The sequence below is a fragment of the Ruminococcus flavefaciens genome (genome assembly GCF_900143025.1).
Classification (GTDB): Bacteria; Bacillota; Clostridia; order Oscillospirales; family Ruminococcaceae; genus Ruminococcus; species Ruminococcus flavefaciens_I.
The window spans coordinates 110,593-127,756 of sequence record NZ_FRCT01000003.1; the positions used below are offsets into that span (position 1 = coordinate 110,593).

Genomic DNA, 17,164 nt, shown 5'->3' on the forward strand with positions numbered 1-17,164 from the left:
CGATGATACCTGCGGTCACTGCTGTAACAACAGCGCTTGTGATGATAATAAACTTCTTCATTGTCCGAATTTCCTTTCTCTTTCAGTTTTCTCGGCGGTCAGCTTGTCCTTGACCGCCTGTTTGCGTCTTACCATTTCAGCCTGACGGCGAATGACTTCTCTTGAAATAAGCCCTGTGCGGACTTCCTCTTTGTCCGCAAGTTCAGCCTTGTCCCGATGATCTTCGTCACCCTTGAGAACATTCTGCCTGTGCTGAGTATCTGCAAAATATACAGTCTCACGCTTTTCGGGAGTATTGTTCTGCTGTACCTCACGTTCCTTTGCTTCTTCCAGGTCACGCTCCGTCTGCCTGTTGGCAGTATACGCCCTTGTCAGCTCACGCTGAATGGTGGGCGTGTCACAGTACCAGAGCCGTGTAAACATACGGCACAGCTGGACTTGCAGTTCGTTCGGTCTGTTCCGTAATGTGCCTTCCGTTACATTGAGATAGTGCGCCACCGAGGGGAGAAGCACAAGATAACTGCTGTCATCTTTATGCTCCTTGATCTCACGGAGCATTTCTTCAAACTCATCGGAACTTGCTTTCTTCACGATCTCATCAACCGTGTCCTTATAATCGGCATCATAGGAAAAGCGCATCTGCTTATCCGTAAAAGTGCCGATATGCGGTACACCGCTTGTTTTAAGGGCGATTGCCAACAGCTTGCCCTTGTCGGTATCAAGTGTGACGTACTCTCTGCTGTCTTTTGGAAAGTTATCCTCACCAAAGGAAAAAATATGGTCACTCACTGCTGCATCATTCCTCTCAGTTCACCGACAAGCTCCGCATTGGTGCTGTCCTTGTCAAATTCCATTGCATACGCACCGCACATCTGCTCCTGAATACGGCGAGGGAGTTTTCTTAGCTCTCTGACAGGCACAGCGATGAGCTTTGCGATCTTGTCAAGCTCGATAACCGCAAGCGCCGAATTAGTGAGCATATAGATCTGCTTTGTGTTCGCACTGTTGGCAAGGTACTCAAACACAATGACCTGCTGTGTCTCAAAGTCAAGGTTTGACAGCGTGACCATAGGAATGCCCGTTGCCTTAGATACCTTTTCAAGTGTGAGAAGCACAGAGCCTTTCTGCCACAGCAGATCAAGGGCATTGTAAAGCTCTTTTCTGTCCTCATCAGTCCTCACCACGATAGTTTCAAGGACGGTTTTCATCTTCGCCCTGATCTCCTCGGGCATAGTAGCGATAGTTTCAGGCTCTACACCGAGCGTCTTTTCGATAGCCGAATAGTCTAAATCGTTCATTTCTTCTTACCCTCCGTTTTCCAGTTGTAGTATGTCTTGCCCTGATATTCGTTGGGAACGACTTCGGGCAAAACGATAGTCTTTCTGCCGATTTTCATGTAGCTTGTGCTTTTGCCGTTCAGAAGCCCCTTGACCTGAGCATCGGACAGCGTTACACCAAAGACCTTAGCAACATTCATTCCGCACTTGCCCTTGCAGTACCACCCGAACTTGCCGTTGATGACCTCAGCACCGCACTTAGGGCATCTGCCCGCCGATTCAAACTTGCCGTCTGAAAAAGAAACAGAATTATCGGACTTGCCGTATTTACCGCACATTTCACGGACATTCTGCTCGATCTCCGACATAAAGCTGTCAGCAGAATACTGTCCGTGTTCAACCTGCCGGAGCTTCATTTCCCATTCAGCCGTCAGCTTTGCCGACTTCACTTCATCGGGGACTACGCTCACAAGGTCAATGCCCCTGTCGGTGGGAATGATCTGTTTGCCCTTGCGTTCCGCATAGCCGTTCTTGACAAGACTTTCGATGACAGCGGCCCTTGTTGCAGGCGTACCTAAGCCCTTTTTCTCGGATTCGTCATCATATTCGTCCTGTCCGGCGTGTTCCATAGCGGATAAGAGAGTATCTTCGGTGTAAGGCTTCGGCGGACTTGTGAAGTGTTCGTCCTTGCTTAAACTGCCGGTCAGGACTTGACCCTCAGTCAAGACAGGGAGCGACTTGTCATCTTCCTTATCATCGGCGGATTTCACCGCATAGCGTTTCCAGCCCATATCAAGGACGGTCTTACCGCTTGCCGTAAACTCAGTACCACCGCACTCAGCCGTCACTTTGACCGATTCATACTTATGTGCAGGAGCAGAAGCACACATCAGCTTTCTCGCCACAAGAACAAGGATATTCTTTTCTCCTGCCGGAAGTCCGTTAAGGTCAGCCGTGGCAATACCGCTTGTGGGGATAATTGCATGGTGTCCCGTGACTTTCTTGTTGTTAATAACTTTACGCAGATCGGGAGTATGCACCATATTGAAGCCGAGATAGGTATTGCAGAGCCTCAGCACATCAAGCGCCGTCTGCTCCATATCGTCCGATAAGAATTGACTGTCTGTTCGGGGATATGTGACCAGCTTCTTTTCATACAGATTTTGCGTGTAGTCAAGAGTCTGCTGGGCAGTGTAACCGTAGGTTTTGTTGGCTTCACGCTGTAAGGTGGTAAGGTCATAGAGTTTTGGTGCGCTGATCGTTGTGACTTCCTTTTTGACCGCCTTCACCGTAACAGGCTTTCCCTCACAAGAAGAAATCAGGTCATTGACCGCAGTTTCATCGTTGATTCTTGCAGAGGACAGGGTAAAGCCGTCACAGACTATATCCGCAGTAAAATACTTCTGCTTGATGAAATGCTTAACGTCATAGTTACGCTTTACAAGCATTGCAAGCGTAGGTGTCTGCACTCTGCCAATATTCAGCTTACCGCCGTACCGACAGGAGAACAGCCGAGAACCGTTCATGCCAACAAGCCAGTCAGCCTTAGCCCGTGAAAAGCCTGCATAGAACAGGTTATCGTATGCGGACATTGGCTTCATGGAATTGAGTGCCTGCCTGATAGCCGATTCTTCCAAAGAAGAAACCCACAAACGCTTGACGGGCTTTCTGCACCGAGCCATTTGATAGACATAGCGGAAAATACATTCTCCCTCACGGTCAGCGTCCGTGGCACAGATGATCTCGGTCACGTCATCACGCCCCATAAGCGCCTTGACAATGCCGAACTGCTCCTTAGTGCTTTCCGTGACCTTGAACTGCCATGATTCGGGTATCATAGGGAGCTGAGAAAAACTCCATTTCTGCTCCCACCCACAGCCGTATTCGTTGGGATTTTTAAGCCCGACCAAGTGACCGACACACCATGACACAATGTAGCCACTGCCTTCGATGCAGCCCTTGTTGGTTTTGTTAGCACCCACCACCGAGGACAAGGCTCTCCCGACCGAGGGTTTCTCGGCAAGAATAAGAACGCTCAATCAATTGCACCCCCGTCGGAAACATACATCACCACATCTTTTTCAGGTTCGATCTTGTACTTATTGGGAGCAACACACCCGTCATCAGGCTCATCATACTTATGCTCAAAGCAAGTGCCGTAGTAGTTGTCTAAGTCCTCATCATCGTCCTCGTCAAAATCATCGAGGTCATCGCCGTACTTGTCACGGAACTTCGCATTGGCTTCACCGTTGCACTCACCGAACTTGTACGCTGCATAAGCGATACCGCCCACAGCGCCGAGACCTGCCACACACTTGATGATCTTCTTGATATTCATATAAAAACCCTCCGTTAATACTCTATGGGATCGCCATAGTTGATTTTTTTGATTGACTTTATGTTCGCTCCGAGGTCAAGACCACACCAATTGTAGTAACCCCAGGAGCCTGAAAATGCCACACAGGACGGCACACTGTTATCATCATAGATAAACTCAACGATACATTTGCCGTCACCGCCGAAGTTATGATATTTCCCCTCGCCATCATCAGCCCAGCCTTTGCTGTCGCATTGCTTGACGGTAAACTGAGTTCCGTTTTCAAGCTCCACTAAGTACCTGTCCCAATCATAGCCGTAAAACAAGCCTAATGCGGCGCAGTAATCACCGTATTCATCACGGCGAATGCCCGTGTTTGTGATCGGATCGACCACAGAACCATATATCGCACCCGAAGCAGGCTGTGCTTTCAAGCCCGAAGCCCTCTCGCCGGCAAAGCAGTTAGTCCAGCCGTCCTCATGGGGAAAATCCCAAATGACTTCAACCGTTTCGGTCTTGCCGTTCTCCGATACAGGTACAGCTTCGGTATTTTCTTCCTCAGAAAGAATAACAGGCTCTACCATCACCGTGTACTCCGTACCCTCACGCAGACCCGTGATGTAGCACAGGCTGTCCGATTTGAACTCAAAGTACATATTGTCATAGTAGGCATAATCGGGCGAGACCGCTTCACAGGTGACAGTGTAATCTCTGTCAGGCTCGGACTCCCATTCGACTTTTAAGCAGGAAACGGAAATCGTTGATACTTCCAAACCTTCGACAGATACTTCGGTGATCTCGGGCGGAACATCTGCATTATGTACGATGAAACCCATGATAAGAGCAAGTATTCTTCTTTGAAAATCAGGCTCAAACATTATATTTCGTCACCGCCTTCCGCTTTGATAAGAGCCTTTTCAAGCTGATACGGCACTCCTATCAGAAGCGACAGGATCATCGACAGTATCAGCACTGTTGGCAGATAACTTAGCACGTTTCTTTTCCTCTCTTTCCTTAGCCTTCATCTCTTTTGCAAAGGCTCTGTATTTTGCTGTGTATTCGTATGATTTTCCGAACAAGTGCATTGCCGCCTTGTATAAATTAGGCTCATATTCTTCGATAACAGCAAGTTCTTCGTTGATATGCTTGCTGAACGGACACCCGACACAGCCCGTTCTCCGCAATCCGTATTCGGTATAACAGCGAGAGTGTGTCACATCAAACATCTGCTCATAGTCATGCTTGTCCTTGTCGGTGTACCAGAATATCGGACGAAATGTATCACAGCCCTTTGACTTGCACTCTGAAAAACAAGTCTTAAATGCCGCCGAACGGATACCACCCTCAGCCTTGCGAATGCCTGTCATATCAAGGTCTGCATCAAGTTCCTTGATGATACGCTTTGCAGGCTTTTTCTTTGCATATTCACAGCATTTGTTTGAAATCGGAAAGTCGGGAGGATTGGCAAGAATAAATTCTTTCAGCCACTTGTTACGATAAATCGAAAAACGGCTCATCTTCTGCACACCGTTTTCATCGGAATAACGCTCACCGCACCACCATTGAAGTGCTACCTTGCACTTAGGATATTTCTGCAAAAGAACTTCCAACGGTTCATCTTCCCACTGAAAATTATGTTTTTGAAGTCTCATCATCTGTTCCGATACATACTTTGAAAGGAACGGCACACCGTACTCCTTGATACAAGTCGGGATAGGCTTGTCAGGTTTTATATGAATGATTTCTATACAGTATTTCTGTTCAAGTTCAGCCAAATGCTCCTTTGTGGCGGTATATTCCAAGCCCGTGTCTATCCAAAAATAGGTCACTTTTCCGTCCTCATCGACCTTATGTATCATATCGAGCATAATGTCGCTGTCCGAGCCGCCGCTTATACTGCACACAGGAGCGTAAGACCGCATCATAATACGCTGTGCCTTGCAAAAAGCAGTATAAATGGTGTAGTTATTGTTATCGGCACAGGTTTTCAGGATTTCTTCATTCATCACGAAGTCCTCCCATGATATGGGCGATAACGTCCACAGTCCAGCCGTTGCCGACAGCGGTATATCTGTGCGAGTCCGCTGCACCCTCCGTGTAATTGTCAGGAAGTGTCTGCAAACGCTCATACTCCAATGGAGTCAGCTTGCGGACAGCACCGTTCTGATAGACTTTCTTCTGTAGATTACCGCCTGCACCGTCACCGCACAACGTTCCGCACTTATATTTCGGATTGAAAACACGCTTGTTTTCCGAGAATATATTTTCTCCGTCAAGTGTAGCGATGACACGATCATCTTCACCATTCAGAGTATATTTCTTATCACGATACCAATACTTTTCGGGAACTTTTTCTGCTGAAAGAATAATATCGTCAAGCACAATTCCCTTATCAGACGGCTGTGTGACATTTGGAATATTCGTCCAGTACAGCCGTTTGCGCTCCTGTGCCGAAACAAGTGCGGAATTTATCATAACAGGCTCAACACCAAGTTCACGGGTGATCTCATCACGCCATTCTGCTTTCATGCTTGCGACATTCTCAAAGAGGAAATACTTCGGAGCGACCGTATTAAGAGCATCGACATAGGCATAAAACAGACGGCTCTTTTCGCCTTGCAGACCTGTTTTGTCTTTCTGTCTGTAAACTGTATTCAGACCTGAAAGGTCTTGACAAGGACTTCCGCCGATCAGAAGATCAAAACCGATATATTCCGAAAAGTCCGCATTTGTTACATCGCCCTTATGCTCGATATTCGGATAATTCTTTTTGCTGATTTTGATAGACGGTTCATTGATCTCATAAGCGACATAACGCTCGACAGGAATACCGGCTCTTTCAAGAGCGGCCATTCCGCAGGATATACCGTCAAATAAGCTGAGTACCCTCATACCGCACCGCCTTTCTCCGTCAAAGAAGAAAGAATATGGGCGATAACGTCCACCGTCCAGCCGTTGCCGATACACTTGTATCTCTGCGAGTTGCTGATACCTGCCGTATAGTTATCGGGGAGAGTCTGCAAGCGCTCCGCTTCAACAGGAGTCAGCTTGCGGATAATATAATCACCGTCAGGCAGATCAATCTTATACAAACCTGTCTTTGCTCCCTGACCGCCGCCGTTTGCCGACAGTGTTACCGACTTCCCACGAACGGAATAAATACGCTGTCCCTGACCGCCTTTTCCGTACTGCCCAACACGAACAGGAGCGCATACAAGGCTGTCTTTCTGAACCGTTGTCAGACAGTTTGATTTTCCGTCAGGTCTGACTTCGATATGCTGTTCTGTATGTCGTGCGGAGCTAAGACGGTCGTCATCAACATATCTTCCTCGCTGGGCGGCCCCCACAGGCTCGGCAACCGCAGTTGCACCGCCTTTGAAGCCTTTGTTTTTTATAAGCGTTGCTTCACCGTACTTATAGTATCCAGCCATTACAGTACGGCTTTTTTCTCCATCATCGTTGTAAGTGTTAATGGGGATAGCTACACGCTGTTTAGCCATTTCACTTCCATACGGACTGAAAGGTTTTTCTCCGGCTTTATAATATGTAGCAGGGATAGTGTGCGACTTGCCGCCAACAGTATTGATCGGAATAGCCACCATTGTCCGCTGTTTTCTTTCAAGCGTATTGTAAAGTACAGCACCGTTATAGGAAGAAGTCATACAGTAGGACTTGTCCTGCCACGGTACAGCGTTTTCAAGCACATCGGCAAGCATAATGCCCAGATCATCGGGCTGGGTGACATTCGGGATATTAGTCCAGTAACAGCGCTTTCGATTCTGACCGCTTACAAGTGCAGAATTTATCATGATAGGCTGTACACCTAAATGCTTGCTGATCTCGTCCTTGATATTTTGATGAATTGAGTAGTTATTCTCATAAAGAAAATACCTGCACTCACTCTCACGGAGCGCCCGAACATACTCCATAAACAGCCTGAAACCCATGCCGTCAGAGGTGGTCTCTCTGCCTTTCTTTGCAATAGACCAGTATGTACACGGACTTCCGCCGAGCAAAAGGTCATACCCCTTAAACTGAATAAAATCGCCGTCAAATACGTCCCCGTGATGAACAATATCGGGGTAATTGCGCTTTGAGACCGTGACAGCGTACTTGTCGATTTCAAAGGCATCATAACATTCTACGGGCAGGCCCGCACGTTCAAGTGCAAGCCGTCCGCAGGAAATGCCGTCAAATAGGCTTAAAACTTTCATTAGACAAATTCTCTCTCTTTTCTCATTGTCTGTGTTGTTTCTCTATATCTGTTTTGTTGTCATGACCTTGAATCCAATGGGTTCAAGGTCGTTCAGGCTTCGTAATACTCGTCACAAAGCTCCTTGTATTCACGCTCCAGTTCGTCATAGTCCTCGCAGAGCTTGTTGTACTTTTCCGCAAGGACGGAGTGATTTCTGCCAAGCTCAGAAGCCGACTTCACAACATTATCGTACTTCTTCGCCATAGCAATACCGCCGTCCATAAAGCCGACCAGGTGACCTGCATCATATCCCTGTGAAAACCACTTCCGCTTGATACAGTCAGTCACCTTTGCGGTAACTCCTGCCGCACAAGCCGCCCCTGCAAGGGAAGCGATACCTACGATCATCTTTTTTCTCTTATTCATTTGCTGTTCCTCTCTTTCTCTCATTCGTCATCATAACTGTCATTGCCGTCAAAAATCTCCAGGTCATCATCATCGTCCGACTTGTAGTCATCGGGATCAAACTCAGGCTTTCTTACACCGTTATCGCCCTTTTTCTTCTTGAAAAGGAAGAAACCGCCTGCACCGAATCCGATAAGTGCAATGATACCCACAAGGTAGATACTGCTCATATTGGCAGGAGCTTTCTTGACAGGAGCATTTTCGCCGTCCTCAGCACCCTCACCGTCAGCAGTTGTTTCGGAAGTCTCAGCCGTGTCCGAGGAATTATCACCGCTGTTCACTCTGCCGTTGGCTTTCTCAGCCGCCTGCATAGCCTCCTCGGGAGTGTACTTCGGATTTCCGTCCTTATCTTCTTCACCTGCATAGAGGAGTGCGTAGAGATCATAATCGTCAACTTTGTTCAGAAAGTACACATTGTCCTCTCCGCTTTCGGCGGTGTAATTGATAAGCACATAGAAAACGTGACCGTCCTTTGTGGTGACAGCGATAAACTGCATTTCCTCTGTGTTGTAGATGATCTGCTCCGACTTGATAAGAGTAGCGTTGCCGTCTGTATCGTAATAGGGATCGCCGTCATAGTCAGGTCTGCTGTCATTTGCGGTAACAGTGCCGTTGCCGTTCTCGGCAAGCTGTGCCATTACCTTCATAAAGTCCTCCATGCTGTATTCTCCCTCTGAAACAGAAGAAGTTGTTTCAGTCGCTGAACTGCTGTCCTCAGCTGAGGCCTCTGTTGCTTTTGCCGTTGTTCCCTCAGTTTCAGAGCCGTCCTCCGAACTGTCATTGTCAGCGGCAGTTGTTGCCTGTTCCACCGATTCAACAGCAGAGTCGGTTGTTTCTGCCGCCGAAGCCGAAACCGCACCGACACTTGCAAGGGAAAGCATCATTGCTGCCATTACAGCACTAAAAAATCTTTTTCTCATTGTTGTCCTCCTGTAAAAGTGTTCCTGTGTATTCATCACCGTCAGCCAGCTCGTCAATGTCATCGTCGGTAAGCCCACGGCTCTTGAATTTCAGGTTTTGCTGATATGAACGAATAAGTGTCTCAGGATCGGTCTCCTCTGTATTAGCCACCTGTTCAAGTTTTTCATATTTCAGCACTTTTATCTCCATAAGGAGATTTTTGAGCTGTCCGCTTGCTGTTTCTATCTGCCTGCGGAGTGAATCAGCCCTTTTCTCTTTCTTTTCGATCATCTGATCTATATTAGCCATCACATCACCTCCGTCAATACAGCACCAAGCGTGGATCAATGTAGTCCCAGCCGTAGCCGTCCGTGTCAATGTAAATGTGAAAATTCACGTTGCCGGCTGTTGTTTTGGCAAATTCCTTGCCCTCCTTGATACTGTCGCCTTCTTCATAGTCATTTATCAGCACCGCATTTGCGATAGTGATCTCCGTATCACGCTTTGTTCCGCCGTTTCCGTCATACCAATACTTCACATCGTCCTTGCGGATCGTGATCTTGTTGTCATCGGTATCGACATCGGTTATCTTACCGCTGAAAGGCATTTTGAGCTTTGTTCCGCTGTCCGCATACACCTTGATACCCTGATACAGACCGTCACTTGCTTCATTCCAGCCCGTCATTTCGTAGCCGAACTCACGCTTTAACGAATAGTCACGGATAGACGGCTCTGGAAGAAGATTATATAAAGTCTGATGATTGCCGTAGAGCGTGTTGCCGTCCTCATTGCCGACAAGCAGATTGTAATACTGCAAGCGTTCGGTCTTGTGGGACAGGGTTTTCAGCTTGTCCTCTATGACCTTATCAAAGGTCTTTTTCTGCTTGACATTGTAATACAAGTTGCATTCGGTTTTCCAGTAATACTTTTCATAATAGGCATACATACAAGTGTCTGTTATGCTGTCATTCCAAATGGTTGTATCGGTCGGGCTTACCAAAAACCATGCGTCAGTACCGTCCCAGCCCCAAAAACTGCGGTTATGTGATGAACCGCCCGCATTGAAAAAGAATGTGTCATTATCGCTGTCATACATATAAAACGGTCTGCTGTCGCCTGCATAATAGCGATGATCTCTCACATAAAAGCCTGTCAAAGCATAATCGTTATTAGGATCAAGCACACGGTAGTTATCTGTAATGCAGATATACCCGTCGCTGTCACGATACTGTCCGATCTCGGAAGTGTACGCTATCGGCTTGAAACGGTACTTGTAAGGCTGACCGTCATAGATATATGCGTCCTGTTCGGCTCTGTAATATGTTCCCTCGTCAGCTGCACCGCCGCCCCAATAATTGTAGGGGTCAAGTTCTTCCCAGCGTGACTTGTTGTCATACCAATACACAAACTGATATTCCGCATTGAATATCTCATCGAGCAGATCTTCGGTATCTCCGTCAAACTCCCAATACTTTATGTCACCGTTGTCGGCGGCATCAAAATCGTAGTAGTAAGCACAGAGGAATGACCACAGCTTGTAGGTGTCGAAGTCATAGACCGGATCCCAGGGATATTTGTCTGAGTTGCCCCAATACCAATTATCGGGCTTGTCTTTCAGGTCTTTTTTCTTAGCACCGAAGTCCGCAAGTCAGTCCTTCCAGTCATCGGGATCACTGACCTTGCGTATTTTCTCATTCATCTCATAGGCAAGTTTCGTGTAGTATTTTTCGGCTTCCGACAAGTCATAGTCCTGCGCCGCATAAGTGCCGAGGGTGAAACCGCTGCTTGAAGCAATAGAGCTGAAAATCATGATGATGAAAGCAAACACAAGAAGAATGATGATAACAGGCACAGCCAGTGTTGCAAAGAACTTCTTGACTTCCTTTTCGTACACGTTCTTGACAAACTTGAAAGCCGTCCTGATTGCATCTGAAACCGACTTCTTTGTCTGCTTGTTCTTCGGCCTGCGCTTCTTCTTTTTCTGCTTGTACTTATCGTGCTTTTCATTCAGTCGGTTTTCCTGCCTGTTCAGGCGGTTTTTAGACTTCGATTCGCTGTCTTTGAGCCTGTCACGCTTTTTCTGCTCACGCTGTAAACGCTGGGGCTTTTTGACCTTTTCTATTGCAGGCTCGGCAATTCTTCTCTTAGCCGAGTCTATCGCATGAAGCACATCGTTGTCCTGATCTTCATTGACCGCTTTCTGCCATGCCGAAGCCCTCATACGCTTTGCTGAATAAGAAACAGGCTTTAAGACAAGAAGCCCTGCACTTGCATCACGCTTGATCTTCCGCTGATTGCGAAGCTCCTTTTTCTTGAACCTCTTGTCTGTTTTAAGCTGTTTCTGCTCAAATTTCAGTTCACGCTTTGACTGCAAATACGCCTGTTTTCGGCGTTTGTTCATCGCCCTGCGGTAAGGATTGCCCCTGTCTCTGACCTTTCTTGACTTGTAAAAAGCCTTAGCCGACTTTATATCCGCTTTTGAAGCACTGAGTTTCGGCTTGTAGGAATCGACCTTGAAAACCTTGTATTCAGCCTTTTGGAGCTTGTACTTCGCCTTTTCAAGTTTCTGCTGTTTCTTCTGTTTCAGGTGACAGTGCGTACCCTTGACGGCATCGACCGCTGTTCTTCCAACAAAGAAAACTCCACGGTGATAATCGTCTACCGCTTCACGGGTATACTTTTGCTTTAATTTGTTTCTGACTTCACGCTGGGCAACGTCAGCACCTTTTAAGCCGACAGTCTCCGCTGCGAGTGCAGTGTCAACAGCCGTCTGCGTTACATCGTGTACCGCAAAATTCATGACCTTTGCTGTACCCTTGAAAACCTTGCCCTTTTTTGACTTCGGCTTCCAAGCGTTTATCGTCCTTGTGACCGAGGGAACATCGCCCTTGATACGGTATTTCGCATTGACCGCCTTATGTATCAGACCACGATTATTGCCGTGGAACTGCTTTTCTCCACGGACGATATTCGCTTTGGTCTTGAATTTGCCCTTGCTGTTCTGCCCACGGACAAATTCTATCTGAAACTGCTTTGACCGCCTGCTGACCTTATCGAAACGCGCCTGAGCTTTACGGAGGTTATTCTGTTTTCTCTGTAATCCCATAATTCCTCCATTTCATGCCGTTTACTGGTCTTGAGGGCGAGTCGTCATCAAGCGGAACATCTGCGTATCTGCGGGGAATTTGTCGGTGAAAGGCAAAAGCACCTTATCATAGCGGATAAGTCCCTCGCCCGGACCTGAGTTTGTTACAAACTTCATCTGTTCCTTAGAAATGTGCAGTTTTTCCGCAAGAATATCTCTGTCTCCCGATGCTTGATTCAGCATATAGACGAAGTCCGAGTTATCGAAAATATTCTCGACTTCCTGCGACTGCAACAGGTCTTTTACATTCTGCGTGATACCCGTAGGAACTCCGCCCCATTTTCTGAAACGTTTCCAGATCTCAGCGGAATACTTTGCCGTCTGTTCCTCTTTCAGCAAAAGGTGGAATTCGTCGATGTAGTAGCGAGTGATCTTCTTTTTCTCACGGTTAGCGGAAACTCTGTTCCAAACGGTATCCTGAACGATCAACATACCGACCTTTTTCAGCTGATTGCCGAGTTCCTTGATGTCAAAGCAAATGATACGGTTTGTCATATCAATGTTTGTGCGGTGGTTGAAAAGGTTCTGCGAACCGTTTACAAACATTTCAAGGGAGTTAGCCACTCTCAGAGCCACATCGCCCTCAGCTTTCAGTTCATGCTGTAAGTCAGAAAGCAAAGGCATTTTCTCCACAGACGGCTGATTTTCAATGAAATTCTTGTAGATACGCTGAACGCACTTGTCGATAACAGACCTTTCCTCAGCGGTCAGTCCGTATCTTCCGCCCACGATGATCTCGCACAGGCTGATAAGAAAATCCGACTTGTCAGCGATAACTTCCATAGGATTGCTCATAAGATAATCGTCAATCGTCACGTCCATAGGGTTGATATGCTGTTCGCTGTTGGAAGCGATACGGATAAGCTGTCCGTGGAGTGCCGACACAAGAGGAAAATATTCACCCTCGGGATCACAGATGATAATATCGTCCGTGGTGGTCAGAAAGCAGTCTAAGATCTCTCTTTTTACAGAGAAAGACTTGCCTGCGCCCGGTGTGCCGAGGATAAGTCCGTTGGGGTTTTTGAGCCGTGACCTGTTGGCACGGATCATATTGCCCGAAAGCGTGTTTACTCCGTAATATGTCGCCTGACCGTCCTGGAATAATTCCTTTGTAGTGAAAGGCACGAAAATCGCTATGCCCGAAGTGTGCATTTCCCTTGACACAGGTACAGCGTTGTAGCAAATGGGGAGCGTGGAAACCAGCGTCTGCTCCTGTCTGTAATCGTAGGGAAACATGGTGCAGTTGTTCTTCTGACAGATACGCTTGAGCATTTCCGCTTGCAGTTTCAGCGCCTTCTTGCTCTTTGCGTAAGCCCTGATACTGATCGAGATATGGAAAAGACGCTCGTTCTTGCTGTTCAGGTCTGCAAGCAGCTTGTCGATGTCCTCAATGTACATCTTGATAGCAGGAGGAAGAATATCCGTGTCATATCCTGCCTGACTTGCTTTTTTCTGCTCATCGACCTTCATAGCTTCAACAGCCGTCAGCTTCTTTTTAACGAACTTTAATGCGTCGATCTGGTCTAACGGCTCAACGTGGATATTCACGCAGAAAAGGTTCTGCATTTCCAGAAAGTCTTTCAGTATCTCGTCCGACAGTTCGCCTGCAAGGATATTCAGTCCCCAAACTGCACCGTAAGCATTGCCGATCTCAAAGTCCTGTTTGTTGAATTTCAGGGACGGCGGGGCGATAAAGTCCTTTGTGTCCATGCCTGCATGGAGCATACTGTCCCAATCAAAGATAAAATGCTGACTTCTGTATGGGTTGAGAGCATAGTACATTGCTTCAAGCCTTGCCTTGCCGTCGAGCATTTCCGCTTCCACACCAAAAGCCTTAAAGCCCTTGATAACGTCGTTTTTTATCGACATGAGCTTTGCTCTTGCCGCCTTGTATGAAGTGCTTTCGATACCGAAAGTGAGAAACTTCCTCGCACTCTGACCGTTTGAGCCTGTCATCAGCTTGTCGGTCAGCATCTTGCTGTACTCCGAGCGAATATCGTTGAAGTCATCGTCCTGCTCGGGTATCTGAATTGTTTTTATCAGCTTGTCCTTTGAGCGGTTCTGATTCTCAAAGGTCAGCTGAAACTTGATCGTATTATCGAAAAGGTTGATAATATCGCAGTATTTTGAAAAAATGTTGTTCTGTTCATCAAACTCCGCAATGCTGTAATTGGCATCGTAAAACTGTACTGTCAAAGAATAAAAATTCTCCGACACCTGACAAACTCCGTCACGGAACATACACAGGAAAGGGATCGTATTCTGCACCGTGGCATTGCTGCCGTTTTCTTTCTTTATCTCAGCCATTCTTGCGGATAAAAGTTTTTTGTCCTCTTTGGTAAGCTGTGAGGCAGGCTTGCCCATGATAACAGCCGATTTGGACTTGTTATCACTTATCTTGGCATCTTTCTTTCTAAAGCCCATTGGTAAACCTCCGTTATATCAAAGCGGAGGACACCGAAAGTATACTATTATATATAGAGAGCTGTATCAGCCTTTTCTTTCGGCATCTCTCAGCTTTTTTCGTATCTTCATATATTCGATGTGCCGTTCAAAGCTCACGAATACGTTTGTTGTTCTGTAATATCGCTTTCTCGGTCTTGTAAAATACTCTTTCATGAACCTGATCTGCTTTTCAAGAAACACACCGTTCTTTCGGTAAAGTCCGCAGAGTATCGCAGGTGCGGCACACGCACCCATCGCAAATATCGCTCCCGACATACCGATAGCATTTCTTGTCAAGAAGAAAACAGGCGCTCCGATCACAAGACCGATACCAAAGCATATTACTTGTCTTTTTGTAAATCCCGCAATAAACTTCTCCTTAATCTCATTAAGGTCTTTCGGGATAGGAACGTAATGTGCCATAAAACCTCCGTAAATAGCCGCTTTTCAGCATTTTAGTGGGCCGAAAAGACTGACTTAGATATAGCGCCTGTACGCAGGATCGTAAAGATCAGTGCAGCCGTGTAGCCCAAAAGCATTGCCATTTGCATGATGACGCTTCCTGTGCCTGCATTCAGTGTTGTTATCATATTTGCAAACAATGTCTTGAAGATACCGAGTGCGACAATGATAAAAAATCCCTGAAAAGACAGTGCTAAAAGCTGTTTGATCCAGTTTTTGCCGATTGAAGCCCATTCTCCCGAGTCCATCATCGTAGCCATAGGGATAGGAGCAACAGAGAGATACATAAATACCTCAATGATACGGCTTGCAAGGGTTATAACGATAGCGACTATCAGTATCATCACTCCGACATGTACTATCAGGGAGATAAACCACACGGTCATCAGCTCACCGAGGGAAAGTCCGCTTAGTGCCGACTTTTTCAAAGCAAGCGCCGTGTCAAGATAGTCACCTGTGCCGAATAGAGTTGTCAGCCCGTTGGAACAAACGTTAGTTCCGAAGCCGAACAAAGCAGAAGCGATATAATATGTATTCGACACCAATATTACACCGCACAGGGCTTTGATTATCCATTTTATGATGATAGAATCATCAAAGTCCTTAAAGTTGTTGCCCCTCAGTACGGTCTGTATCAGGTCATTCAGAAGAATGATCGTCAAAATAAAGCCCGCAATCGGGACGACAACATTATTACATAGCGTTTCGATAGTTGTCCACACCGAAGTGCCGCCGGTTCCGCCGCCCGTGAAATTCGCAGGGTGCGAGGTCAGATATGTTGAAACAAGTCCGTCACTGCCTGTTGTCTGTGAAAAAGTATCGGTCAGCAGATCGGAAATACCGTCAAACTGGCTCTTGATGCCGTCTTTGAACAAGTCACAGCACCAATCTTCAAGTGCGTCTATCGCATCACTGATCACTCCCATTTTTCATCACCTCCTGCTGGGGGTTGTAATGGTCTGTCGTATTTGTTAAGCTGTCTCAGTTCAAGTTTTGTGGGGAGTAGGTCACGGCAAAAATATGCCGAGCCGAAATGATTGCCTTTGGTGGTACATTCCATATTCTTTCGGGTATGGTAGTCCACTCTTGCATCAAAGGCAAGGAGCTGTATCTGATTTCTGAATATCTTATACCGCTTTTTGCCCTGTATGCTGTTTACGGGCAGAAGGAGTGCGAAAGGCTTCTCAAAAGAAAAAGCTCTTTTCAGAACTTCATCTTTCTTTGAGAATGGGGGATTGCTTACAAGTATGTCCCAATTATCAGGCTCATACTTAAAGAAATCTCTGCCTTCGCTCAGACTGCTCCGCACAACCTTATATCCTTTTTCCGTAAGGCAGTTATAGTAGGCGCTCCATACTTCATCGAACGGACACCAGATAACCTTGTCTTTCGGCAGGAACTCCAGTAACGGCTCTACCGCATAGTAAGGCGTATAAACCTCATCTCCTGCACTTGTCCTGTTGGCAGTTAAGTATCCTATGTTGATTGCCATTGTGTCACATCGCTCATTACCCGCCACAGCCCACCGCATGAGCGACCCTTCATAATTCTATATTTACGGCGTTATTTGTATAGCGTTCAGCCGTTAGTTCACGCTTGTCTCTTTCTCTGAGTTTTCTTTATCAGATAGCACCTGTCATCATGGATTCGAGAACAGGAACGAGGATAATAGCGAGCAGGATCAGACCAAGACCAGCCATAAGCTGCTTCATGCCCTGGCTCTTTGCACCGGGGTTATCATTACCGTAACCTTCCAGGAGGTTTACGATACCCCATACACCGACACCGCCGCCGATAAGGCAGATGACACTCTTGAGAACGGTGCAGGCGGTAGTAATAAAGCTGGAAGTATCAACCTCACCGGTACCAGCCGCAAAAGCCTGAGTTGCACAGGTAGATGCCATTACTCCGGCGATAGTTGCGAACATAGTTGCCTTCTTAGCAAACTTAGCACCCTT

18 protein-coding genes are annotated in these 17,164 nt (G+C 46.8%); all 18 read right to left on the minus strand.

The features are described from left to right. Nucleotides 1–57 precede the first annotated feature (57 nt). Nucleotides 58–789, minus strand: coding sequence for a hypothetical protein (locus BUB28_RS04265; RefSeq protein WP_072949148.1), 732 nt, complete (start codon nt 787–789; stop codon nt 58–60). Next, on the minus strand, nt 786–1,298 hold the full coding sequence (locus tag BUB28_RS04270) for a hypothetical protein (RefSeq protein WP_072949150.1): 513 nt from the start codon (nt 1,296–1,298) through the stop codon (nt 786–788). The genes BUB28_RS04265 and BUB28_RS04270 overlap by 4 nt, the downstream gene beginning before the upstream one ends. Further along, a complete protein-coding gene (locus BUB28_RS04275; protein WP_072949152.1) occupies nt 1,295–3,316 on the minus strand; it encodes a DNA topoisomerase 3 in 2,022 nt (673 codons plus the stop codon). The genes BUB28_RS04270 and BUB28_RS04275 overlap by 4 nt, the downstream gene beginning before the upstream one ends. Next, entirely contained in the window at nt 3,313–3,615 is a 303-nt protein-coding gene (locus BUB28_RS04280) for a hypothetical protein (protein ID WP_072949154.1), read from the minus strand. Before BUB28_RS04280 ends, BUB28_RS04275 begins: the two co-directional genes overlap by 4 nt. A gap of 14 nt (nt 3,616–3,629) precedes the next feature. Then, a complete protein-coding gene (locus tag BUB28_RS17330; protein WP_242939931.1) occupies nt 3,630–4,472 on the minus strand; it encodes a fibronectin type III domain-containing protein in 843 nt (280 codons plus the stop codon). Between the two features lie 39 nt (nt 4,473–4,511). After that, nucleotides 4,512–5,600 carry a phosphoadenosine phosphosulfate reductase domain-containing protein gene (locus BUB28_RS04290; protein ID WP_072949156.1) on the minus strand — a complete coding sequence of 363 codons (1,089 nt, stop codon included), beginning with the start codon at nt 5,598–5,600 and terminating at the stop codon, nt 4,512–4,514. Continuing rightward, nucleotides 5,593–6,486, minus strand: a complete 894-nt coding sequence (locus BUB28_RS04295; RefSeq protein WP_072949158.1) for a DNA cytosine methyltransferase — start codon at nt 6,484–6,486, stop codon at nt 5,593–5,595. The genes BUB28_RS04290 and BUB28_RS04295 overlap by 8 nt, the downstream gene beginning before the upstream one ends. Then, entirely contained in the window at nt 6,483–7,808 is a 1,326-nt protein-coding gene (locus BUB28_RS04300) for a DNA cytosine methyltransferase (protein WP_072949160.1), read from the minus strand. Before BUB28_RS04300 ends, BUB28_RS04295 begins: the two co-directional genes overlap by 4 nt. A 92-nt stretch (nt 7,809–7,900) precedes the next feature. Continuing rightward, on the minus strand, nt 7,901–8,215 hold the full coding sequence (locus BUB28_RS04305) for a hypothetical protein (protein ID WP_139277506.1): 315 nt from the start codon (nt 8,213–8,215) through the stop codon (nt 7,901–7,903). Nucleotides 8,216–8,235: 20 nt separating this feature from the next. Next, nucleotides 8,236–9,174: a CD1107 family mobile element protein gene (locus BUB28_RS04310; RefSeq protein WP_072949165.1), complete on the minus strand. Its 939-nt coding sequence runs from the start codon at nt 9,172–9,174 to the stop codon at nt 8,236–8,238. Beyond that, nucleotides 9,155–9,463 carry a hypothetical protein gene (locus tag BUB28_RS04315; RefSeq protein ID WP_072949167.1) on the minus strand — a complete coding sequence of 103 codons (309 nt, stop codon included), beginning with the start codon at nt 9,461–9,463 and terminating at the stop codon, nt 9,155–9,157. Before BUB28_RS04315 ends, BUB28_RS04310 begins: the two co-directional genes overlap by 20 nt. A 13-nt stretch (nt 9,464–9,476) precedes the next feature. Next, nucleotides 9,477–10,559: a hypothetical protein gene (locus tag BUB28_RS04320; protein ID WP_072949170.1), complete on the minus strand. Its 1,083-nt coding sequence runs from the start codon at nt 10,557–10,559 to the stop codon at nt 9,477–9,479. Between the two features lie 243 nt (nt 10,560–10,802). Further along, nucleotides 10,803–12,260 (minus strand): hypothetical protein, encoded by a 1,458-nt coding sequence (locus BUB28_RS04325; RefSeq protein WP_072949172.1) that lies wholly within the window; start codon nt 12,258–12,260, stop codon nt 10,803–10,805. 21 nt (nt 12,261–12,281) lie between these two features. After that, nucleotides 12,282–14,723: a VirB4-like conjugal transfer ATPase, CD1110 family gene (locus BUB28_RS04330; protein WP_072949174.1), complete on the minus strand. Its 2,442-nt coding sequence runs from the start codon at nt 14,721–14,723 to the stop codon at nt 12,282–12,284. A gap of 66 nt (nt 14,724–14,789) precedes the next feature. Further along, nucleotides 14,790–15,167 carry a PrgI family protein gene (locus BUB28_RS04335; RefSeq protein WP_072949176.1) on the minus strand — a complete coding sequence of 126 codons (378 nt, stop codon included), beginning with the start codon at nt 15,165–15,167 and terminating at the stop codon, nt 14,790–14,792. Between the two features lie 32 nt (nt 15,168–15,199). Next, entirely contained in the window at nt 15,200–16,132 is a 933-nt protein-coding gene (locus BUB28_RS04340) for a VirB6/TrbL-like conjugal transfer protein, CD1112 family (protein ID WP_072949178.1), read from the minus strand. Continuing rightward, a complete protein-coding gene (locus BUB28_RS04345; RefSeq protein ID WP_072949181.1) occupies nt 16,123–16,698 on the minus strand; it encodes a tRNA (adenine-N(6)-)-methyltransferase in 576 nt (191 codons plus the stop codon). Before BUB28_RS04345 ends, BUB28_RS04340 begins: the two co-directional genes overlap by 10 nt. Nucleotides 16,699–16,828: 130 nt before the next feature. Next, nucleotides 16,829–17,044 (minus strand): Maff2 family mobile element protein, encoded by a 216-nt coding sequence (locus BUB28_RS17335; RefSeq protein ID WP_072949527.1) that lies wholly within the window; start codon nt 17,042–17,044, stop codon nt 16,829–16,831. Between the last annotated feature and the right edge of the window lie 120 nt (nt 17,045–17,164).